The organism is Bradyrhizobium embrapense (genome assembly GCF_001189235.2).
Taxonomy (GTDB): domain Bacteria; phylum Pseudomonadota; class Alphaproteobacteria; order Rhizobiales; family Xanthobacteraceae; genus Bradyrhizobium; species Bradyrhizobium embrapense.
This window is the reverse complement of sequence record NZ_LFIP02000004.1, coordinates 787,534-809,967: the sequence shown is the minus strand read 5'-3', so window position 1 is coordinate 809,967 and position 22,434 is coordinate 787,534. Positions and strand designations below refer to the sequence as shown.

The 22,434-nt window shown below is 64.2% G+C and carries 19 protein-coding genes and 1 tRNA gene; 9 read left to right on the top strand and 11 right to left on the bottom strand.

The features are described 5' to 3' along the window. Positions 1–190, top strand: a 190-nt coding sequence (locus AKN83_RS40925; RefSeq protein ID WP_206600803.1) for a hypothetical protein, incomplete at its 5' end; no start/stop codon positions are given. Positions 191–560: 370 nt separating this feature from the next. Continuing rightward, entirely contained in the window at positions 561–1,757 is a 1,197-nt protein-coding gene (locus tag AKN83_RS22705; RefSeq protein ID WP_050406686.1) for an adenylate/guanylate cyclase domain-containing protein, read from the top strand. 20 nt (positions 1,758–1,777) lie between these two features. Here the strand turns inward: AKN83_RS22705 and AKN83_RS22700 are convergent, their stop codons facing one another. Next, a complete protein-coding gene (locus AKN83_RS22700; protein WP_050406685.1) occupies positions 1,778–3,091 on the bottom strand; it encodes a chloride channel protein in 1,314 nt (437 codons plus the stop codon). Between the two features lie 162 nt (positions 3,092–3,253). After that, entirely contained in the window at positions 3,254–3,649 is a 396-nt protein-coding gene (locus tag AKN83_RS22695) for an NUDIX hydrolase (RefSeq protein ID WP_050406684.1), read from the bottom strand. 423 nt (positions 3,650–4,072) lie between these two features. Here AKN83_RS22695 and AKN83_RS22685 point away from each other — a divergent pair, with 423 nt between their 5' ends. Both AKN83_RS22685 and AKN83_RS22680 read left to right on the top strand, forming a co-directional pair. Further along, a complete protein-coding gene (locus AKN83_RS22685) occupies positions 4,073–4,369 on the top strand; it encodes a hypothetical protein (RefSeq protein WP_050406683.1) in 297 nt (98 codons plus the stop codon). A 155-nt stretch (positions 4,370–4,524) separates the two neighbouring features. Then, a complete protein-coding gene (locus AKN83_RS22680; protein ID WP_021081740.1) occupies positions 4,525–4,752 on the top strand; it encodes a hypothetical protein in 228 nt (75 codons plus the stop codon). Positions 4,753–4,837: 85 nt separating this feature from the next. On the opposite strand, the gene AKN83_RS22675 is transcribed toward AKN83_RS22680, so the two are convergent. Together AKN83_RS22675 and AKN83_RS42055 are read right to left on the bottom strand one after the other, a co-directional pair. Further along, positions 4,838–5,164: a VOC family protein gene (locus tag AKN83_RS22675; RefSeq protein WP_206600802.1), complete on the bottom strand. Its 327-nt coding sequence runs from the start codon at positions 5,162–5,164 to the stop codon at positions 4,838–4,840. Next, a complete protein-coding gene (locus AKN83_RS42055; RefSeq protein WP_206600801.1) occupies positions 5,100–5,600 on the bottom strand; it encodes a MerR family transcriptional regulator in 501 nt (166 codons plus the stop codon). Before AKN83_RS42055 ends, AKN83_RS22675 begins: the two co-directional genes overlap by 65 nt. A gap of 284 nt (positions 5,601–5,884) precedes the next feature. On the opposite strand from AKN83_RS42055, the gene AKN83_RS22670 reads away from it, so the two are divergent. Together AKN83_RS22670 and AKN83_RS22665 are read left to right on the top strand one after the other, a co-directional pair. Beyond that, positions 5,885–6,682, top strand: coding sequence for a lytic murein transglycosylase (locus AKN83_RS22670; RefSeq protein WP_050406681.1), 798 nt, complete (start codon positions 5,885–5,887; stop codon positions 6,680–6,682). A gap of 101 nt (positions 6,683–6,783) precedes the next feature. Then, a complete protein-coding gene (locus tag AKN83_RS22665) occupies positions 6,784–7,191 on the top strand; it encodes a hypothetical protein (protein WP_050406680.1) in 408 nt (135 codons plus the stop codon). 8 nt (positions 7,192–7,199) lie between these two features. On the opposite strand, the gene AKN83_RS22660 is transcribed toward AKN83_RS22665, so the two are convergent. Then, on the bottom strand, positions 7,200–7,586 hold the full coding sequence (locus AKN83_RS22660; RefSeq protein ID WP_050406679.1) for a YciI family protein: 387 nt from the start codon (positions 7,584–7,586) through the stop codon (positions 7,200–7,202). Positions 7,587–8,175: 589 nt separating this feature from the next. Here AKN83_RS22660 and AKN83_RS22655 point away from each other — a divergent pair. The 3 genes from AKN83_RS22655 (at position 8,176) to AKN83_RS22645 (ending at position 15,263) form a co-directional block, all read left to right on the top strand. Further along, positions 8,176–8,249, top strand: a tRNA-Gly gene (locus tag AKN83_RS22655). Positions 8,250–8,789: 540 nt separating this feature from the next. After that, positions 8,790–9,503: a glycosyltransferase family protein gene (locus AKN83_RS22650; protein WP_050406678.1), complete on the top strand. Its 714-nt coding sequence runs from the start codon at positions 8,790–8,792 to the stop codon at positions 9,501–9,503. Positions 9,504–9,584: 81 nt separating this feature from the next. After that, a complete protein-coding gene (locus AKN83_RS22645; RefSeq protein WP_063695467.1) occupies positions 9,585–15,263 on the top strand; it encodes a hypothetical protein in 5,679 nt (1,892 codons plus the stop codon). A 652-nt stretch (positions 15,264–15,915) separates the two neighbouring features. On the opposite strand, the gene pyk is transcribed toward AKN83_RS22645, so the two are convergent. The 6 genes from pyk to AKN83_RS22615 all read right to left on the bottom strand — a co-directional run bounded on the left by pyk (position 15,916) and on the right by AKN83_RS22615 (position 22,308). Then, the gene (pyk, locus tag AKN83_RS22640) at positions 15,916–17,331 is read right to left on the bottom strand and encodes a pyruvate kinase (protein WP_050404616.1); all 1,416 of its coding nucleotides are present in this window, start codon (positions 17,329–17,331) and stop codon (positions 15,916–15,918) included. 3 nt (positions 17,332–17,334) lie between these two features. After that, a complete protein-coding gene (locus tag AKN83_RS22635; RefSeq protein WP_050404617.1) occupies positions 17,335–18,630 on the bottom strand; it encodes a glycerate kinase type-2 family protein in 1,296 nt (431 codons plus the stop codon). Then, entirely contained in the window at positions 18,620–19,939 is a 1,320-nt protein-coding gene (gene oxlT, locus AKN83_RS22630) for an oxalate/formate MFS antiporter (RefSeq protein WP_050404618.1), read from the bottom strand. The genes AKN83_RS22635 and oxlT overlap by 11 nt, the downstream gene beginning before the upstream one ends. Positions 19,940–20,004: 65 nt before the next feature. Continuing rightward, the gene (locus tag AKN83_RS22625) at positions 20,005–20,787 is read right to left on the bottom strand and encodes a fumarylacetoacetate hydrolase family protein (RefSeq protein ID WP_050404638.1); all 783 of its coding nucleotides are present in this window, start codon (positions 20,785–20,787) and stop codon (positions 20,005–20,007) included. 5 nt (positions 20,788–20,792) lie between these two features. Continuing rightward, on the bottom strand, positions 20,793–21,809 hold the full coding sequence (locus tag AKN83_RS22620) for a 2-dehydropantoate 2-reductase (protein ID WP_050404619.1): 1,017 nt from the start codon (positions 21,807–21,809) through the stop codon (positions 20,793–20,795). An 85-nt stretch (positions 21,810–21,894) separates the two neighbouring features. Continuing rightward, positions 21,895–22,308, bottom strand: coding sequence for a CBS domain-containing protein (locus AKN83_RS22615; RefSeq protein WP_050404620.1), 414 nt, complete (start codon positions 22,306–22,308; stop codon positions 21,895–21,897). Positions 22,309–22,434 lie beyond the last annotated feature (126 nt).

Here is a 22,434-nt window from a genome sequence, read left to right as displayed (position 1 = left end):
CGCGCCCCAGCCTGGCAGCGTGCTCGCAGCCGTCAAGGACAAGCCCTGGCGGGCGCGCAAGCGCGCGTCCTTGACCGCTCCTGCGCGCGCCGCCGTCGAGATTGCGCGGGTCGGGGCGGAGAAACGGGCTTCAAGTCGAACAAAGAAACACACAACCAGCGCTAAAACCGCCGCAACAACCGTGGCATGATCAATCAGGGAAAGCCGTCCACGCCTTCCGGCTCCCCTGCAAAATCACAAACGAAGGCGACAGATCACGAGCTACAAAAACACGACATCTTCACCCGCTACGGACAGTAGCCTGGTCGAGCGTAGCCTGGGCGAGCGGCGGCTACTGTGCATGGGGTTGTTTTCGATATTTTGGCAACCCGTTCTCTTTACGCCTTCGCCGTCATCACATCACGCGGAGGCCCGCGGTGCCTTTCAAGGGGCTCGGGCAGGCCGACTAGACTAGACTAGACTAGACTAGCTCGATCACGATACCGCTGGCGGCGTTGACGTGGCCGGGCGAAAGCACGACATACCGGTTGCCGACCCCACCCGTCGCTCCGGAGCCAGCCATGAACGCGCCCAACATCGATCCCGTCCCACCGCAGTCCGACGGCGACGTTGTGAGCTGGCTGACCAACCAGACCCGCGATGAGCGCTTCATCGACAATATCTTTGCCGAGCTCTGCCTCCGGCTGCAGAACACGGGCATTCCGCTGAAGCGGGCGACGATGAATCTCCTGATCCAGCATCCGCAATGGCTCGGCGCCCGGATCATCTGGGCGAACGGCAAGCGCGAGGCCGAGATCACGCGGGTCGACTACGATGTCCAGCAGCGATCGGAATATATCGGCAGTCCGGTCTACGAGATCCATCAGGGTGCCGAGGAGGTGCGCGAGCAGCTCGAACGCGACCCGTCGCAGGGCCGCAAGCACGCGCTCTATGACGAGATGCGCGCGCAGGGCCTGACCGATTATGTGGCGTGGCCGCTGTTGCATACGCTCGGCAAGCGGCATGTCGTGACGTTTGCGACCGACCGGGCCGGCGGATTCGATGACGTTCACGTCGCCGAGCTGCGCAAAGTGCTGCCGGTGCTGGCGCTGGTCAGCGAGATCCGGATGAAGAACCGCCTCGCGCGGACGCTGCTCGAGACCTATGTCGGCTCGCACGCCGGCGAGATGATCCTGGCCGGCGCGACGCGGCGGGGCAGCGGGACGACGGTGCGGGCCGCGATCATGATCTGCGACCTCAGGGATTTCACCCGGATCTCGGATAGCTGGCCACGCGATGACGTCATCGATCTGCTCAACGACTATTTCGACGCGATGTCGGAACCGATCACGCGGCATGGCGGGGAAATCCTGAAATTCATCGGCGACGGGCTGCTCGCGATCTTCCCGCTGAGCGATCCCAAGGCCTGCGCCAACCTGATGCAAGCGGTGTCGGAGGCGCGCGAGGCGATGGCGGCGCTCAGCGAGAGGAACGGCATGATGGGCCGGGCGCCGATGAATTACGGCATCGGCGTCCATGTCGGCGACGTCATGTACGGCAATATCGGATCGCGCAGCCGGCTCGACTTCACCGTGATCGGTCCGGCGGTGAACATGGCCTCGCGTCTCGAAGCCCTGACCAAGCAGCTGAAAAAGAACGTGCTGCTGTCGCGCACGTTCGCCGATCTGGTCGAGCACGATTTCGCGCTCGAGCATGTCGGCGAGCACGCGGTACGCGGCTTCAGCGAGCCGATCGAGCTGTTTGCCTATAACGGCTGAGGCCTGATCGGCCGGAGACGTCACGCCGGCGTCGTCCGCTGCGCCGGCGAGGTCCGATCGATGAATCCCTTGGCGAGGGCGTGGTAGACGCCCTCCTTGCAGATCAGCTTCGAACTCGCATGAGCGATCAGGGCCGCGGCCATCAGCGGCACGACCATCGCGTGATTGTCGGTCATCTCGGTGACGATCACGAAGGCCGTGATCGGGGCCTGAACCACGCCCGCGAAATACGAGACCATGCCGAGCAGAATGAGGGCCGCCAGCGGCGCGCCGTGAAATAGCGGCGCGATGTTGGAGCCTATCCCGGCGCCGACCGCGAGCGAGGGCGCGAAGATGCCGCCCGGCATGCCGCTGATCGAGGCAAAGGCGGTGGCGAGGAATTTCCAGACGCCGAAGCTCGCGGGCAATTGCGAGCCGGCTTCGAGCGCGGATTTGACCTGCTGATATCCCGTGCCGTAGATCGCCCCGTCGGAAGCGATCCCGCAAATCGCCGCCGCCAATCCGCAGATCGCGGCAAAGCCGACCGGATAGCGCTTGATCGCGCGCCCCAACGGATTGGCAAATCCGCGCGCCATCGCGATCAGGATGCGGCTGAACAGACCGCCCGCCAGACCGCCGGCCACGCCGCAGAGCGGGACGGCGAGCCAGTCGGCGCCGTTGCGCAAGCCCGTCGCGCTGGTGCCGAAATAGGTGTAGTTGCCCATTAAGGCGAGCGACGTGAGGCCCGCGGCGATGACGGCGCCGATGATCAGGCTGGAGGTCCGTGTCTCGAAGGCGCGGCTCATTTCCTCGATGCCGAACACGATCCCGGCCAGCGGGGTGTTGAAGGCTGCCGCGACACCTGCCGCCGCGCCGGCAAGGATCAGGCCGGGTTGGCGCCGGGGCGAGAAGCGGCCGAGCGCAAACATGATCGACGCGCCGATCTGCACCGTCGGTCCCTCGCGCCCGACCGATGCGCCGCACAAGAGGCCGAACAGGGTCAGCAGGATCTTGCCGGCGGCAATGCGCAGCGAAACCAGGCTCTCGCGCGCGGTCTGGTCGGTCAGATGGCGTGCGGCGATGGCCTGCGGGATGCCGCTGCCCTGCGCGTTCGGGAAGAAGCGGTTGGTCAGGAATACCGACAGCGCGAAGCCTGTCGGCGTCAGCACCAGCGAGGCATAACGGAGATGCGACACCAGTGCGGAGAAGGCGAGCTGCGCCAGATCCGCGAGCTGTGCGAGCGCGACAGCCGCCGCACCGACCGCAATGCCGCCCAGCAGGAAGATGGCCCGGCGCTGCCAGCGCGCGGAAACGATTCTGAACAGCCGCCTCTGGCGGTTGGAGGGGAAGCCCATTCTGACGCAATTCCGGCTGATGTCGTGTCCGGTCCGGACGGATCACATCATTCCTAGCACGCGTCGATGGTGTGCGAAGCTCAACAAATCAGCAAGGCAGGCCCGCCCAACCGCCATCAAAGATGAAATCCGCGATTTTCCGCGCAGCAGATATTCCGCGGTCTATCTCCGGCGCCGCTGCTTCCTCGGAAACAGCCGATCGCGGATGTAGCGCGAGGTCGGCGTCAGGCGAAGTCCGCGGGGCTTATGCCAGGCGGCGCGGTCGATCTCCTTCTTGTCGCCGATCGCCAGCCGTCCTTTGGCGTTCTTGGCGATGAAGATCGCATCGCTCATCTTGCGGCCGGAGCGCTTGTTCTTGGCCGTCACTTCCTTCCAGAGGCTGAGCCTGCCGAGCTTGAGCTTCGGCAGCTCTTCCTTGATCTCACGCTTCAGGCAATCCTTGCCGGTCTCGCGCGCACGCCTGCGCCCGCCGGGGAACATCCACAGCCCGTCAGATCGACGTCGGACCAGAAGGACCTTGCCGCGCTTGGCGGCGACCAGTTTGGAAGACTTCGTCATGTACAGCGCAATGATCGAAACAGAATCGACCCCATTCTAATTTGTCTATTTGAGTAGACAAGTTCCAAGAGTGAATTGTTCCACAGTCATGTGTCGCCCGTTTGTCTGCCGCGGAAGGCTTGAGCACAGAGGAAATCCTGTCGATACGCATCCGCGGAAGGCAGGCCGCAGAAGAGGCGGCGGCTGTGACGGTCTGCCGCGGCTTCGCTGCGGACGACCTGCGAGCGTTCGCTGTGATCCCGGCCGGCGTTCGTCCGCGGCTCTTTGCTTCATCGGACATCCTCACGTTGAGTTCGCCAGAATGGTGATCCTCCCGGTTCCCACAACAGGCGATCATCAAAATCCGCGACAGGCCGGCTCCGCCGCTTGACTGTATGTTCTTGTTTTGTTCTAATTGCCCTCCATCGTGAATAGGAGGCCGCCATGGACAACCGCATCAACGAAATTCGCAGGCAGATCAAGGCGCTGCGCGTCAGCATGCTCGAGGCTGAGGCGATCATGCGACAGCAGATCAACCGGGATGAGGATTGCGCCTTCGTTGCCGGGGATCTGCTGAAGATGCGTCTGGTGATGAGCCGTCTGGTCGAAGAGCGGAGCATGCTGGGTGACCGCGAGCCGATCATCGTGCATGCGAGCGTTGCGCCGCGCCGCCGCGCCGCGACACCGATCTTTCTTCGCGCGGTGAAGCGAGAGCCGGTCGCCGGCGAAGCGCGTGCCTGATGATGCAGCCAGGATGCAGCGGCTGCGCGCCGAGTTGCGCGCGCTCGACACATCCGTGAACCGGCTGAGGCAGGCCGGACGCGACAGTGCATCGGCGCAGCTTCTGCTGTCGCGCAAGCGCGCCGAACTCGAGGACGTGATCTGCCGGAGGAAAGATGAGAGAGCCGCTTCGGTATTTCCACGACAGCGATGATCATGCGCCCTGGATCAAAGCGCTGGCCGAGGTCCGGCATATGGCGACGCGGGAAGGCTGGTGCTTTCACCACGTGCAGGCGATCATCGTGGCGATCGACCAGTATGCGGAGGCCGCGCTCGGCAACCGCGAGTTCTTCCTCAACCGCCCGCAGACCGTTGGCCCGCTGCGGCGAGGCGAAGTGCCGTAGCGAGCGGCATCGCTTGCGGCATTTTGCGAGGTGGCGCTGCCGTCATCGCGGCCGTGTGGTTGACCTGCTCAAAGGCAGCACGTCCTCACGGCAACACGTCGGCGGGATGCTTGTCGCGATGCTCGACATATTCGACGCGGATCTGGTCCGGATGCAGCACCAGCATGTTGCGGCCGGTCGGGACCTGTTTGGGGGCCTCAAGTACCGTAGCGCCGATGCCGGGGAGATGCGCGGCGAATGCGTCGATATCGTCGACCAGAAACGTCAGATGCGTCGCCGTGAACGGCTTCAGGCTCTGTTCCGTCCCTGCAATGAACAGGATCGTGGCGACCTGCGCCAGCCTGAGATCATATTCGGGATAGTCGAAGCGAAGTCGCGCCTTTTGGCCGATCAGGGCTTCGTGGAAGGCCACGGCCTCGTCCAGGCCCTCGAGCGGCAGGTAACGTCTCGCCAGGATATTGAGTATCTTCATCGCCAGGTCCTGATGTTCTGATGTTGCTGCGACCGCCATCCGGTCCGGCCAGACGGCGCGACAAGGCGCGCCGCCGCTTGCGCAGCGCCGCGATCGCCCGATCGATCTGGTCGAGCTTCTCCTGCATTACTGCGGAGCAGTTCACGCGCGCGCCGCGCCGGCCGTCCTCAAGCGCGGTCAGGAGGTTGCGAAGCTCGCGGGTCGAGAAGCCCGCGGCGATGAGGTCTCTCACCCACGCAGCCCGCTCGATCTCCAACGCGGCGTAGCTTCGATAGCCGTTCGAATTCCGGCGCGGCACGATCAGGCCAGCCGCCTCATAGTGCCGAAGCGTCCGTGCACTCACGCCAAGATGGTGTGCCGCCTCCTGAATCCGCATCGCGATCTCCTGTCGAGGGTCGGCCTAGCACCTTCTCGTTAGCGTCAATGTCAAGCGCCGTGTTGCGGGGCTCGCCCGTCGCGGTCGAATCCGCCGGAACGCAAGGGCCAAATGTCCCGGCCTGCCTGATCTGGCCGGGATGGCCAATCCGCTACCGGCGACATATCGTGGCGGTCCGCGGCCGAATCTGAGGCGGATCGTTCATCGTCGGGTCATCTACATCAGGCCATCGTCAGCGCCGCGCCCGGCAGGGGCAGCGGCACATTTTTCGGAGGAGGTTTCGGATGATCAGGGGCTGGCAGATTGCGACGTCGGCGCTCGCCATCGTCGTGATGGTTGCAACGCTGGGCGCAGAGGCGAAAGCGGCGCAATGCGGCAACGGGCCCGGCGGATTCGAAGCCTGGAAGGAGCAGTTTGCCGGCGAGGCGAGGGCCAAGGGCGTCGGCGCCACCGCGATCGACGCGTTGATGCAGGCGCACTACGCCAGTGCGACGATCGCCGCGGATCGCGGCCAGCGCAGTTTTGGCCTGTCGCTCGAGCAATTCATGGCCAAGCGGGGATCTGCGACCATCGTTGCGCGCGGCCGTTCGCTAAAGCAATCGCAGGCGGCCCTGTTCGCCTCGATCCAGCAGCGCTACGGCGTCCCGCCGGGGCCCTTGATCGCGATCTGGGGCATGGAGAGCGGCTTCGGCAGCCAGCGCGGCAACCAGAACATGCTGTCGTCGATCGCGACGCTTGCCTACGACTGCCGCCGTCCCGAGTTCTTCACCGACCAGCTCTATGCCGCGCTGAAGCTGATCGACCGCGGCAGTCTGTCCGGCAGCACGCGCGGCTCGATGCATGGCGAAATCGGCCAGACCCAGTTCATGCCGAAGAACGTCCTCGCCTATGGCACCGGCAATCTCGACGTCGCCGCTAATGCTCTGGCCTCCACGGCGAACTTCCTGCGCGCCAATGGCTGGCGCGCCGGCGCCGGCTATCAGCCGGGGGAACCCAATTTCGCCGCGATCGAGGCATGGAACGCCGCAGGGGTCTATCAGAAGGCGATCGCCATCATGGGACGGCAGATCGACGGCCAGTGAGCTTGGGGCCAAGTTCCTTCACCGCGAGTTCCTTCACCGCCTGTTAACGCAACGGTGCCCAGATCGTTTGCGGAGAAACGGAGCGAGTCGAGACAGGCTCCATGCTCAAGAACGGCACCTATGCGGCGTGGTTTCGAACGTCGCTCGCTGACGGCACCGGCATCGTGCATGTGGCCGACGGCAGGCTGTGGGGCAGCGACGCCATCATGCTCTACAGCGGCACCTATGAGGTCGACGGCGAGCGCTTCTCCGCCGTTCTCAAGGCCAGTCGGCATTCCGACGGTCATGCGACCGTGTTCGGCACCGACGACCTCGTGGTGCGGCTCGAGGGCATCTTCAGCGGCGCGATAGCGACCTGCAAGGGCAGGGCCGATGCCGTGCCCGATCTCGCCTTCGAGGTGACGCTGATTCCGAGCCAGGAGGCGGCACCCGAGCCGCCGCCGGATCTGCCGCTGCCGAAGTTCGATCCGAGCAAGCTGCCGAAATTGCCGAGACGCTCCAGCCGCTAAAGGACTCGCTACGCTTCGCTGGGACCTGCGGTTTCCGGAAACGGTGCGCCGGGGATATAGAGCTTCAGCGGGCGGATCTCGTAGACCGCCGACGGGTTGACGCTGCGCAGGTCGCGCGCCGCGGCGATCGCTTCGGCTTCATCGGCGCAATCGATCACGTAGAAGCCGAGCAGCTGCTCCTTGGTCTCCGAGAACGGGCCGTCGATCACCATGCCGTGGCCGGGCCCGCGCAGCGTGCTGGCGTTGCGGGTTTCGCCGAGGCGTGCAGCCGGTCCGAGCCGCCCCTTCAGCCGCTGATGGACCTCGCGCAGACCCGCCATGACGGCTGCGTCCTCGTCGGCACTCCACGACTTGACCTCGGCTTCGACGTGGTAGGCCAGGATGGCATAAAGCATCTTGTAAGCTCCTCATTTCAAATACGGCAGGCGCCAAGGCGCGATGATTGTTCGGGCATGATCTCCGCGCAAATGCTTTGCGTTTGTCGGGGGAAAACCGCTTCGCACCGTGCCGGATCATGCTTCTGGCTAGGACGTCTCGCGCCCACCCACGCCGACATTTCGTGTGTAGCGAACTGGCGGGTTTCTGTGCTGCGACAATGTATCCCGCCGGCGGCATGGCGGCGGCGAATCGCCTGGGCCCGGACAGGCAAAAAGGCGCGGCGGAATCGCTTCCGCCGCGCCCCCGGATTTGTTGTCTCGCTGGTCCAGGGCTGAGAGCGCCCCGATGCCAGGCTGATTACTCAGCGCCTAGCGGGCGATCCCAGCGAGGTGACAGCGCTTGAGACAAGACACTGGATCACCTCCTTTCTTTGTTGATGGGACCCGCAATATAGGTGGCGAATCTGCCGCTGTTAAGGCCGCCGTCCGCCCCATCCAGGCTAGGAACCGGGCGGATTGCACGGAAATGTTTGCGTTTACCGGACCACAAGGCCGTACGCCGTGGCAGTTGAGGCGGCCGTCCGGCCGTGTTAGGGGATCGTCCGACGCGGGTGTAGCTCAATGGTAGAGCAGCAGCCTTCCAAGCTGAATACGAGGGTTCGATTCCCTTCACCCGCTCCAATGTTTTCAAGCGCTTATCGGATCTTTTGATTTTCATTCCGACGAGACCGCCGAATCCATCCCGACAAATGTTCACTTTCCGGCCGCCTGCTTGATGCGCTTGATCCGTGCGTCCTGTTAGCCTCGTCGTCGTGATGGAGGTCGTGCGCCTTCGCCTTGGTCGATGACCATTGGCGCTTCGAAATGCGCTCGACTTGAGTCAGCATCTCGCGCTTGCCGCTCCAGGGCAGACGACTGCCCTCCCGCCGCTGCGTCAGGCTGCCCGTCGGCCGTAATGCTTCGTGACGTCGAGCTCGGCCATCAGCAGGAGACAGAGCGGTTCACCCCTCTTATCGGAGAGAGGCTCCCATGAGCCCGTGCTCGTCTTGTAGTTGAAGACATAGATGGTTCGGGTGGCTTTCCGGAACTGCAGCTCATGGTTGTGTGTTGTTCCGCTTCTGCGATTCCGGAGCAGCCCCGAGGAGGTACTCGCCAAGGTTTGGTGACGAGGTTATCAATCTCGCATACCTTTTCTGTATATTTCAGTGCAGGGGTTTTTTCGTGAATGCGATTACCGTTGCGCCGGCGATCGCGCTGAAACGCCCGGCGGACCATTTGCCGGAACAACCCAACGTAGTCGTGGATCGTTCGACCGACGCCGCGCCGGTCAAGTCGGAGGCTGTCTGGTCGAATGCCGATGCTCCGAAGCCTGCCTATCCTGCGGCGGCCAAACTGCCCACCCAGGTCGGTCCAAAAGGACTGCGCTTCGACTTCAATGACGACGCGCGAATTGTTTGCCCTCATGGCGAGCAGCCCTGGAAGGCGAGGATTTGGGATATCGACACAGGCAACGTGTTGTTTGAAACGGAGTCCGCCGGAGGCTATGCCAACAGCAGCAAGCGCTACGACATCCGTTTCGGAATAGAAATCTCCCAGCAGGGCGAATCCGTCCTTGATCATGAATACGCGGCGAAAGATCGCGCTGTCCTGACCCAGTTTCCGGTCGGGACGCTCGGCGATACAGTGGGATGGTTTCCCTATGCCGTGAAATTCAAGGACACGCACGGTTGCAAGCCTTACCGCGTTCTCAATTTTCACGCGTGCAACAGTTGCGGGAACGATCCGCGGCTACGTTTCGACCACAAGGATTTCCTGTGGTGTCCGCGGCACGCAAGTTCACAGCGACAATTTGAATGCACGCGGCTGATTACGGGCGATCACGTCAAGCAGGTTATTCAGCGCATACCGGGATTTCCGGTCGGCGCCAAAGCATAGCGCATAAAGGACGTCGACGCCCGTGCGGCATCGATGCCCGATACCGGCAAATGAATTTCATTCTGGCCTGGAGGCAGAGCGATGCAGACGATTTCCAGCGGCGCCACCGTTACTGTATCTTCTGGCACGGAATCCGGCGATACCGTCCTGGCTGGCGGCACGCTGATCATTGAGTCCGCGGGCAGCGCCACTGGAACGACTGTGTCCGGCGGCTCCGAGGTGATTTCGAGCGGTGGTGTCGACAGCGGCGCCACTATTGTGTCCGGCGGCAGCCAGACTATCTCCAGCGGCGGTCTCGGCGTCTCTGCCACCGTGTATGCAGGCGGCACGGTCAACGTTTCCTCAGGCGGTGCGGCGTCGTTCCTTACCGTGTCGTCGGGCGGCACGCTGAACGTTGTCGGAACGGTGACAAGCCACGTTGAGGTCTTTTCGAGCGGCCTTGTTGTGATCTCTTCCGGCGGCATCGAGACGGGCGCTCCCGGCAGCGACGAGACGATCGTGTCGGGTGGTACGGTCAGCGTGACCTCGGGCGGCCAGCTCTCCTACTTCACGGTCAGGAATGGCGGCCTTGTCACGGCCGACAATGGCGCGACGGTCCACGACTTCGGCGTCAGCAGTGGCGGCATCCTCAATCTTGCAGGTTCCCAGACCAGCAACTCGGAGGTGTTCGCCGGCGGCACCGAGAATGTTCTTTCGGGAGGCAATGCGCAGAACTTCGATGTGTCGGGCGGTACGCTGAACGTGCTCTCCGGGGGCAATGCGCGGTCCTTTACGGTGTCGGGAGGCTCGCTCAATGTCCTCTCCGGAGGCCTGTCCGAGTTCTTCACCTTATCGTCCGGTGCCTCGGCCGGCATCGCAGCCGGGGCCGCCGTTCACGATTTTACCGTATCGAGCGGAGCAACGGTTGGCCTCCTGGGTACGGTGACGAGCGACGCATTCATTGCGAGCGGCGCCACATTGAATGTCTCTTCCGGCGGTGCCGTCAGCGGATCACTGGATTCGTCCGGCGTCCCAACGGTTACCGTCGTCGGCACAATGAATGCATCCGCGGGGGCCTCCGTCGGCTACGTTGCTGTCAACGGCAATGGCGCCCTGAACTTGCAGGCTGGCGCGTCGGCGCATGACATCGATGTGAACAGCGGTGGCCAATTCAATCTCGCGGGAAGCACGACCAGTAACGTCAACATTCACAACGGTGGCCTGGAAACCGTTTCGTCCGGAGGTGCTGAGAACGGCGCCCATGTTTTCGGCGGCGGTGAGATTGACGTCCTTTCCGGCGGATCGGCAAACGGCACGTTGGTCGATGGCGGTCTGCTGAAGCTGTTTTCAGGCGGGTCCCTCAGTGGCGTTTCGATCACCAATTTCGGCGCTCTAGAGCTGGTCAGCGGAGCGTCCGTTTCGCAGCTTTCCAACGCCACTTTCGGCAGCGGTACCGACCTTGAGGTGGGGCCTGGCGCTGTCGTGAGCGGCTATTCGGTGGGTAGTGGCCCGATCCTCGAGGTTCTGTCGGGCGGCTCAACCTCCGCTATCACCGTCAGCGCGAATGGAACGGAGAACGTGCTTGCGGGCGGCACGGCCCTGGGCACCATCGTTGGCAGTGGCGGCTTCATGCAAGTCGGCATTCCGTCGTTCCAGGGATCGGGTGGTTTGGCGGGTGGAACCGTAAGCAACACGACCGTTTCGGGCGGTCAGCTCAGTGTGAACTTCGGTGGCCTTGCGATATCAACCACGATTGTCGACAACGGCGGCGCGCAGGTCACCTCGGGCGGCGCGGTATCCGGAACGACAATCTCCAACTCCGGCGGCATGACCGTGCTGAGCGGTGGCACGGCGGCCGGCACGACGGTGCTGAGCGGTGGCTACTTCCAACTCGGATCGTTCAACGGTAGTGCCGTTTCAGCCGGTGGCAGCGCGACGGGCACGATCCTGTCTGGCGGATTCGAGGCCGTCTTCAATGGTGGCGTCGATTCCGGCGCCACGATTCTGTCGGGTGGCAATCAGACGATTTCCTCAGGCGGCGTCACCATTAGCGCCGGGATTTCAAGCGGCGGTGTATTGAATGTGTCGGCCGGCGGTTCGGCTGGGGCGGCTGTTTCAAGCGGAGGCGTGGAGAACGTTACGTCTGGCGGCCTGACGTTCAACACCGTGGTCTTCAGCGGCGGCGCCTTGAATGTTTCCGCCGGCGCGACGGCGCACGACGTCACCCTGTCGGGTGGCACGCTCAATGTGCAGGGTAGGATCACCAGCAATGTCATTGTTCAAAACGGCGCCCACGAAATCGTCTCTGCAGGTGGCTCCGTCACCGGTGCTGCCGGTTCGGGCACCGCAATTTCCGGATTGGTCGACGTTCTCTCCGGAGCGTCGTTCGAATATGCGACAGTCTTCAATGGCGGTGACCTGAATGTCTCGTCGGGTGCGACGGCCGACCATATCTCCGTCTCGAGCGGCGGCGTCTTCAACATTGGCGGCACGGTTCTGAGCAATGTCTCGGTCTTTGCCGGCGGCATCGAGAATGTATTCGCCGGAGGTATTGTCACCGGTGTGACCGGTTCTGGAACCGGGATTTCGGGCGGCACGGTCAACGTGTCGTCGGGAGGCGCAATAGACCACTCGACCGTCATCGGCGGTGGCGTGCTGAACATTGCGTCTGGAGCTGTGGCGCACGACATCGCGGTGTCGAGCGGTGGTGCGCTCAACGTTGCCGGCGCGGTGACGAGCAACGTCGCGGTCTTTGCCGGAGGCAATGAGATCGTGTCCTCTGGCGGCTCCACGGGGCCGGTCACGATCTCCGGCGGCGTGGTCGAACTACGCGCCGGCAGCGTCGCGAACGGCGGCATCACCTTCAGCGGTTCCGGCGGTCAGCTGAAGATCGATGGTACCTCCCTGGCCGGCACGACCATCAGCAGTCTGGTGCTGGGCGACAGCATCGATCTGGCAGGCCTCAATTTCGTATCGGGTGGGTCGGCGACCTTGCGGGCCGGCAACATCCTGCACGTCACCGAGGGGGCATCCTCGTTCGATCTGCAGCTTGATGCGACACCCGGCGTGCGGTTCAGCGTCAGCGCGGATTCCGGCACCGGCACGCTGGTCACGACGCGTGCCGATATCGCGCCGGTCACGTCGGCGTCCAACGTCCATGCAGGCTCTGGCCAGACGTCGGTGCTGGCTTCCAGCCTCTTTACGGTGTCGGACGCCGATGGCGATCCGATCACACAGTATGCGTTCTGGGACACCCAAGGTCACGGACACTGGGTCGTCAACGGTGTCGTCCAGGCTACCAATGCCGAGATCGATGTTGCGGCGGCCAACCTGTCGCAGGTGAGCTATGTCTTCGGTCCAAGCGGATCGACTGATACCCTTCTCGTTCGAGCCAATGACGGCACGATTTGGGGCAACTGGACTCAGTTTACGGCCAAGGCATTTGGCGACAACCCGCCGACCGTGAACGCGAGCAACGTGACTGCGGCACACGGCCAGACGTCGGCTGCCGCATCCAGCTTGTTCACGGCGAGCGATCCGGATGGCGACACGCTGACCCAGTACGCGTTCTGGGACACCGGAGGCAATGGCCACTTTGTGGTCAATGGTGTCGCCCAGGCGGCCGGCGTCGAGATCGACGTGTCGGCGGCGAACCTGTCGCAGGTGAGCTACGTGTTCGGCCCGACCGGCTCGACGCCGGATACGCTGTGGGTGCGGGCCAATGACGGCATGCTGTGGAGCGCCTGGAAGAGCTTCACGGCCACCCCGGGGCCCGACCACGCGCCGGTTGTGACGGCATCGAACGTCACCGCCAATCACGGGCAGGCGTCAGCTCTCGCCTCGACCCTGTTCACGACCTCGGACGCCGACAACGACACGATCACGCAGTACGCGTTCTGGGACACCGGCGGCAACGGCCACTTTGTGGTCAACGGCGTCGCCCAGGCGTCCGGTGTCGAGATCGATGTTGCGGCGGCGAACCTGTCGCAGGTGAGCTACGTGTTCGGCCCCGGCGGCTCGGCATCAGATACGCTGTGGGTGCGGGCCAACGACGGCAGCATGTGGAGCGCCTGGAAGAGCTTCACGGCAACCCCAGGCCCCGACACGGCCCCGGTCATGACGGCATCGAACGTGGCCGCGCTTCACGGCGAGTTCTCGACGTCCGCCTCGAGCCTGTTCTCGGTCAGCGATGCCGAGGGCGATACGATCACGCAGTACGCGTTCTGGGACACCGGCGGCAACGGCCACTTTGTGGTCAATGGTGTCACTCAGGCGGCCAACACCGAGATCGATGTGTCGGCGGCGAACCTGTCGCAGGTGAGCTACGTGTTCGGCCCCGGCGGCTCGACGCCAGATACGCTCTGGGTGAAGGCCAATGACGGCAGCATGTGGAGCGCCTGGAAGAGCTTCACGGCAACCCCAGGCCCCGACACGGCCCCGGTCGTGACGGCATCGAACGTGGCCGCGCTTCACGGCGAGTTCTCGACGTCCGCCTCGAGCCTGTTCTCGGTCAGCGATGCCGAGGGCGATACGATCACCCAGTACGCGTTCTGGGACACCGGCGGCAACGGCCACTTTGTGGTCAATGGTGTCGCCCAGGCGGCCAACACCGAGATCGATGTGTCGGCGGCGAACCTGTCGCAGGTGAGCTACGTGTTCGGCCCCGGCGGCTCGACGCCAGATACGCTCTGGGTGAAGGCCAATGACGGCAGCATGTGGAGCGCCTGGAAGAGCTTCACGGCGACCCCAGGCCCCGACACGGCCCCGGTCGTGACGGCATCGAACGTGGTCGCGGTTCATGGCGAGTTATCGACGTCCGCCTCGAGCCTGTTCTCGGTCAGCGATGCCGAGGGCGATACGATCACCCAGTACGCGTTCTGGGACACCGGCGGCAACGGCCACTTTGTGGTCAATGGTGTCGCCCAGGCGGCCAACACCGAGATCGATGTGTCGGCGGCGAACCTGTCGCAGGTGAGCTACGTGTTCGGCCCCGGCGGCTCGGCATCAGATACGCTCTGGGTGAAGGCCAATGACGGCAGCATGTGGAGCGCCTGGAAGAGCTTCACGGCAACACCGGGCCCCGACCACCCTCCGGTCGTTTCGGCCTCGAACGTGGTGACGGTCTCCGGGCAGACGTTCGCAGCATCGAATCTGTTCAGCGCGACGGACGCCGACGGCGATACCATCACGAAATATGCGCTGTGGGATTCCAACTCGAATGGGCACTGGAGCATCAACGGCACATCGCAGCCGGTGAATACCGAGATCGATGTCACTGCGGCGCAACTTGCCCAGGCGACCTATCAGGCCGGCTCGGGCACCGATCAACTCTGGATCCGGGCCAATGACGGCATTGCGTGGGGAGCCTGGCAGCCCTTCAACGTGACGGGCGAGAGCTCCAGCAATGCCACCATCGCATCGGGCGCCACCCTCGAATTGCCGGGGGCATCGAACGCCGCCGTGATGTTCCAGGGGTCGACGGGGACGCTCAAGCTCGACAATTCCGCGAGCTTTGCCGGCACGGTCGCCGGGATGACCGGCTCGGACGCGATCGATTTTGCCAACATCAGTTTCGCGAACGTTCACACGCCGAGCTTCAGCGGAAACGCATCAGGCGGAACGCTCACGGTGACGGACGGCACCGTCACGGCGAGCATTGCGCTGCTGGGCAACTACATGGCCTCGACCTTCACGACCTCGAGTGACGGCCATGGCGGGACCCTGGTCGTCGATCCGCCGGCGACGCAGGTCAGCCAGCTCGCGCAGCCGCAGCATGCGTGAGGGCGCGAGCGCGAGGCATGCGGAGAGATCGATCAGATAGGATGATCGTGGGGACCTGCTGCGGGTCCCCACGACCCTAAGATCGTATGTTCGCCTCTGCCGGTGAGATGGCCCGCCATACACTGCACGTCCGAGGGTTGCTCCGGGTGGTCCGAGCCTATCCTCGTCACGGGGGGCGAGCCGTGGCGGATTATAGGGATGCGTTTGTCGCAGCCGGATTGGCGAACAACGGGGATGCCACTGGCGTGCCTTCGCGCTGCTGCGGTCGCTGTCCTAGCCCTATTGGAGGGTGCCAATCGTCACATGAACCTTCAGCCCCGTTGTGTATACGTAATGGCTACCGGGATTTTGCATTTCCGTCCTAGGGCTAGAGCTGACGCCGTCCGCATGTATTTTAAGCGGGCGGTGTCGTGCCGATGTGAACTACCGCCCCCGTCGCAGCATCCCGCTCCCGCGCGTGGAGGCGCCCTATGAAGCGAATACCCACGAGCGAAGCGATCATCACCGTCGCATTGTTGGTGATGTTCGCGCTCGTGATCTGGTTTGGCGCCATGCCGTGAGGCTTGGGCGCCGGGCGGAACGAGCCCGAGAAATCCCAACGGGCCGGGTGCGACGGGTGTTTGGGGCCGCGATGCCGGGCGAAGACGCCCCGTCAAGGGAGCGAAACCACCCGCAGGTTGTTGGTGCTTCCCGCCTGCCCAAAAGGAATGCCGGCGACAACCACCAGCAGGTCGCGGCTCGATGCGAACTGCTCTGCATGCGCGAGCGCCGTCGCGCGCTCGACCATCTCCTCATAGCTCCCGACATCGTCGGAAAGCACGCTGTGCGCGCCCCAGAGCAGGCACAGGCGACGCGACACTTCGCGGCTTGGAGTGATGGCGAGGATCGGCAGGCTCGGCCGCTTGCGCGCGACGCGTGCGGCGGTGGTGCCGCTCGACGTGTAGGCCACGATGGCCGCGGCGTGAATCACGGAGGCGAGGTCGGCGGCGGCCGTCGCAACCGCATGCGGCGGCGTCTGCTCTTCGCCGGGCTGGGTCGCCTCGACGATCGAGCGGTACATCTTGTGCTGCTCCGTGCTGCGGATGATGCGATCCATCATCTCGACGGCCTCGCGCGGATAGCGGCCCGTCGCGGATTCCGCCGACAGCATCACCGCGTCTGCACCATCATAGATCGCGGTCGCAACGTCGGAGACTTCCGCGCGGGTCGGCGTGGGTGCTGCGACCATCGAGTCCAGCATCTGCGTGGCGACGATCACCGGCTTCACCGCGAGACGGCACGCCCGCACCAGCTCCTTCTGGCGTCCCGGCACATCCTCATCCGGAATTTCGACGCCGAGGTCTCCCCGCGCAACCATGATGGCGTCGCACAGCTGGATGATGTCGTCGATCCGCTCGAGCGCCGCCGGCTTCTCGATCTTGGCCATCAGGCCGGCGCGGTCGCCGACGAGGCCTCGCGCCTCGATGATGTCGGACGGCTTCTGCACGAATGACAATGCGACCCAATCGACGCCGAGTTTCAGGCCGAACTCCAGATCGAGGCGGTCCTTCGTGGTAAGCGGCGAGAGATCGAGCACCGTCCCCGGCAGATTGACGCCCTTGTGGTTCGAGATGGTGCCGCCGACGATCACCTTGGCTTCGATGAAATCGTCGCCGAGCCCGGCGACCCGAACCCTGACCCTGCCGTCGTCGATCAGAAGGTCGTGGCCGGGCGCCACCGCCGCGAAGATTTCCCGGTGCGGCAGCGGAATTGCGGACTTGTCGCCATCCGATCCGGACAGCACAAACCGGATGGTCTCGCCGGCCGCCACGGTGATCTTGCCATCGCGCAAGGTGCCGACGCGGATCTTCGGACCCTGGAGGTCCATCAGGATGCCGATCGGACGGCCGACCTCCTGTTCCAGCTTTCGAATCTCGGCATGGACACGTGCGTGGTCGCTCTGGGTTCCGTGGCTGAAGTTCAGACGGAACGTATCGACGCCGGCCAGCAGCAGCGCCTTGAGCATCTCGGGGGAACTGCTGGCGGGGCCGACGGTTGCGACGATCTTGGCCCGTCGATGACGACGCATGGGTCACCTCATTGCTGGCTTGCCGGACGCAATTAGCACGGCACGGATATCGTTGACATTGGTGAGCGTTGGGCCGGTGCGCACGAGGTCTCCAAGGCGGTCGAAGAAGGTGTAGCTGTCATGGGCCGCCAAATAGGTACGCGCGTCGAGACCATGCGCTACGGCGCGCCGCAGCGTGTCAGGACCGATCAAAGCTCCAGCCGCATCTTCCGTTCCATCAATTCCATCGCTGTCTCCGGCAATCGCCCAGATACCGGACGTATCTGATAGCGCTATGACGAGTCCCAGCAAAAACTCGGTATTGCGGCCGCCGCGGCCCGCCGGCCCGCGTCCGATCGTCACCGTCGTCTCGCCGCCGGAGAGCAGCACGGCAGGGGCAGGGCCGGGCTGGGCATGCCCTGCGACCGACCGGGCGATGCCCGCCATCACGGTTCCGAGTTCGCGGGCCTCGCCCTCGATCGCGTCGCCAAGGATGATCGGCGTGAGACCCTCGTCTCGCGCGACCTTTGCCGCAGCATCGAGCGCTTGGAACGGCGCGGCAAGGACGCGGACATCGGCGTCGATCTCGCCGGGCTTTGGGGTCTCGTCGGCTTGATCGAGGACAAGCCGCGCCGCCTCCGGCAGGTCGATTGCAAACCGGCTCACGATCTCCCGCGCATCGGCTGTTGTGCTGCGGTCCGGCAGCGAGGGACCGGAGCCGATCGCTGCGGGATCGTCGCCGGGAATATCCGAGATCACGAGGGTCGTGACGTGGGCGGGACGGGCGACGAGCGCCAGCCGTCCGCCCTTGATCGCGGAGAGATGTTTGCGGACGACGTTCATCTCGGCAATCGTCGCGCCGCTCGCAAGCAGGGCCCGGTTGACCGCCTGCTTGTCGGCGAGGGTCATCGGGGAGGCCGGGAGGGTCATCAGGGCCGAGCCTCCGCCGGACATCAGGGCGATGACGAGATCGTCGGCGGAAAGTCCCTGAACGGCACCGAGCATGCGAACTGCGGCGGCCTGGCTCGTCTCATCCGGCACGGGGTGAGACGCCTCAAGCACTTCGATGCGGCCCGCAGGAACAGAATGACCGCGGCGCGTCACCACGACACCGGAAAGGTCGACGTCAGGCCAGGCCGCATTGAGGCCTGCGGCCATCGCAGCCGAGGCCTTACCGGCGCCGACGACGATGCATTTGCCCTTCGGCTTCGCCGGCAGGGCGTGCACGATAGTCAGCCTTGGATCGCAGCTGGCGATGGCTGCATCGAAGATCTTCCGCAGCGCGGTCCGCGCCCGCAGGTCTGTCCAATCAGTGTTCAATCGCCGCGCTCCGGCCAGGTGCCGGCGCGATACCGGCCTTTGCCGTCGACTCACTGCCGAGAATGAAGGCGCGCCGCATCGGCTTGATCACCAGCAAGGCGGTGAGGGCTGCGGTGGCATTGAGCGCAACCGCGACGATGAACACGGCCTGCCAGCCGAGCTGCGAAGAGATGATGCTCGCGAGCGGTACCAGCAGCGCCGCGGTGCCCTTCGCCGTGTAGAGCATGCCGTTGTTGGTGGTTGCGTATTTGGCGCCGAACGTGTCGCCCGAAGTCGCGGGAAACAGGCTGTAGATTTCGCCGAAGACGCCGAAATAGATCGCCGTCGCCAGCACGAAGACGACCGGGATGTGGCCATACGTGGACAGCGTCAACAACATCAGCGCCGCCGTCGCGAACGCAATGAACATCGTGTGCTCGCGGCCGATCGTGTCGGAGACCCAGCCGAAGAACGGACGGCCGAAGCCGTCGAAGACACGATCGAGCGAGATGGCAAAGGTCAGCGCGGCCATCTGGAACCCGGCCAGCGTGACCGGCGTATCCGCGATCCTGAAATCGTGGGCGATCGGCCCGATCTGGGCAGCGGTCATCAAGCCGCCGGAGGCCACCATGACGAACACGAGGTACATGACCCAGAAGATCGGCGTGCGCAGCACCTGGGGCGGCGTGTAGTCGATTGCGCTCTGCGGCAGGTTGAGCTGCCTTTTTCTCGGGGCCTCGACGCCATGTGGCGGCCGGACGAACCAGGCCAGCAAGAGAACGACGAGGCCTTGCCCGATTCCGAATGTCAGGAACGTGCTCTGGTAGCCGCTGGTGGCAATCATGTTGGCGATCGGCACGACGGTGAGGGCTGCGCCGGCGCCGAACCCGGCGGCGGTCGCGCCCGCGGCGAGGCCGCGCCGGTCCGGAAACCATTTCAGCGCGTTGCCGACGCAGGTGCCGTACACGGCGCCGGCGCCGACGCCCGCGACGATCGCCGCCGCATACAGCGTGACGAGGGAAGAAGCGTAGGAGTTCAGCACCCAGGCCAATCCGATCATCAGCCCGCCGAACATGATGACGATGCGCGGGCCGTATTTGTCGACGAACCACGCTTCCACCGGCACCAGCCATGTCTCCGTCATCACGAAGATCGTGAAGGCGAGCTGGATGGCGGGACGACCCCAGTGATACGTCGCGTCGATCGGATCGACGAACAGCGTCCAGCCATATTGCAGGTTGGCGATCATCGCCATGCAGACGATGCCGATCGCGAGCTGGAGCCAGCGGAAGCCGCCGGGCGACGATACCGGTTTCGTGCTGGAGATCATGTGCGCTCCCAAGAGGATGTTGGCTCGTTTGGTCCGGCTGCGTCGATCTGTCGTCCTGTCGCCGCCTACTGACGAAATTCGTTGGTCAACTCGCCGATTCCGTCGATCGCGACGGTGACCGTATTGACGGGCTCCTTCATAACCCCGACGCCGATCGAGGTTCCGCAGCAGATCAGGTCGCCCGGCAACAGCGTCATGTCGTGCGAGATCTTGCTGACCAGCGCCTGCGCGCTGAAGATCATGTCCGCGATCGGATAGTTCTGCCGCTCGACGCCGTTGAGGATGGTGCGCACCACCAGGCGTGCCGGGTCGAGGCCCGAGGCGATCACGGGTCCGAAGGGGCCGTATCCGTCAAAGCCCTTGGCCCGCGCCCATTGCGGGAAGGTCGGATCGCGATTGAGAATGTCGGCGGCGGTGACGTCGTTGGTGCAGGTATAGCCGAAGATGTAGGCGTCGGCCTGCTCGGGTGTGACGGCCGTGCAGCTCTTGCCGATGACAATGCCGAGTTCGCCTTCGTATGTCGTCTTGCCATCGTAGCCCGGAGGGCGCGTGATGACGGCGCCTGGCGCGCTCACGCTGGTCTGGGCTTTCAACAAATACAGCGGTTCGGCCGGCTCAGGTGATTGCAGCTTCGCCGCGAGGGCGTGGAAATTGTTCCAGAGCGCGATGATCTTGCTCGGCTCGGTCGGGGCGAGCAGCTCGACATCGTCGAGCGCCAGCGTTTGCCCGGTCGGTCGTGTGTCACCGAACATCTCGCCTGCGTGCACCGAGATGCCGAACGGAGTGAGCTGCCCGAAGCCGATCTCGGCACGGTGGCGGAAGCGGACCCAGCGTGTCACATTGGTCATCGCGATCACGCCACTGCACGCGATCGGGCTTCGACGCCGGCCGCCCCATCATAAAGGCCGGCCAATCTGCTGCGCTGCGCGACCAGCGCCAGCACCGCGTCGAGCGCGGGCGTCGCGATCCCGGTCATGCGGCCCATCTCCTGCACCACGGTGATCAGCGGATCGATTTCGACCGGACGTCCACGCTCGAGGTCCTGCAGCATCGAGGTCTTGTGGGCGCCGACCTTGCGGGCGCCCTCGATGCGGCGCTCGACGTCGACCCGAAACTTGACGCCGAGGCTTTCCGCGATCGCCTGGGCCTCCAGCATGATGGCTCTGGACAGCGCGCGTGTGCCGGGATTGCTGCAGATCACGTCAAGCGTCGCGTGTGTGAGGGCGCTGATTGGGTTGAAACAGACATTGCCCCACAGCTTGAGCCAGATCTCGTCGCGGATGCGGTCGAGCACCGGCGCCTTCATCCCCGCCGCCACGAACAGGGCGGACAGGCGCTCGACATCAGGCGTGATCTCTCCGGAGGGTTCGCCGAGCGGAAAGTTGTTGCCGTAGACGTGGCGGATCACGCCGGGCGCCTCGATCTCGGTGGCGGGATACACCACGCAGCCGATGGCGCGCGCCGGATCGAGCTCGTTCCACTGCCGTCCGCCGGGATCGATGCTCTCGAGCGCCGATCCCTCGTGCCGTCCGCCGTGCCTGTAGAAATACCAATAGGGAATGCCGTTGACGGCGGTGACGATGCGGGTCCGCTCGCCCAAGAGGGGCCGCATCGGTTCGATGACGCCGGTGATCGAATGCGCCTTGAGGCAGATGATGACGAAATCCTGCTCGCCGAGTTCGGCGGGATTGTCGGTGCAGCGAGGATGCACCACGCGCTCCTCGTCGCCGATCAGGAGCTTCAGGCCGTTCTGCCGCATCGCGGCGAGGTGCGCACCGCGCGCGACCAGGCTGACATCGGCGCCAGCGCGCATAAATTCGACACCGAGATAGCCGCCGATGGCACCGGCGCCGTAGATGCAGACCTTCATGAAATCCTCGCGAGCAGAGTAGGGACACAGCATGAGCCTCAGCGGCTCGAACCGGGTTGCGTGGCAATGGCCTCGGGAAGATCCGTCAGGCCGCGCAGGCAGCTTCTTCCAGGGCAAGGTCGATGTCCCGCATGCTCACGACGCCGACGAGCCGGCCGTTGTCGATGACGGGGACATGGCGGATGTCATGACGGACCATCAGATGCTCGACATCGGTGAGCGCGTCCTGCGAGGTGCATGACACCAGCGGCCGCGGCGAAATGAACTGCCCGACTTTCGCTGCAAGACCGCCCGTGCCGCGCTCGGCGATCACGGCCACCACATCGCGTTCGCTGAACATTCCGACCACGGCGGCGTCGACGCTGCGCGACACGTTCCTGACCACGAGTGCGCCGACATTGCTCGCATACATCAGGTTCGCCGCAATGCTCACGGTTTCGCTCGAGCCGATCGTCACCACATGCGCATTGTTGGTGCGAAGGATGTCCCCGACATACATGGCATGTCCTCCCGGTTGCAGAAATTGGATCGCTGAGAAGCCATCGTGGTATACATTATTCCAGAAGTCAAACGAAAGAATCGACGCGTTCTGCGAGAAGAATGGCAAAAAGACTTACCTATTCGC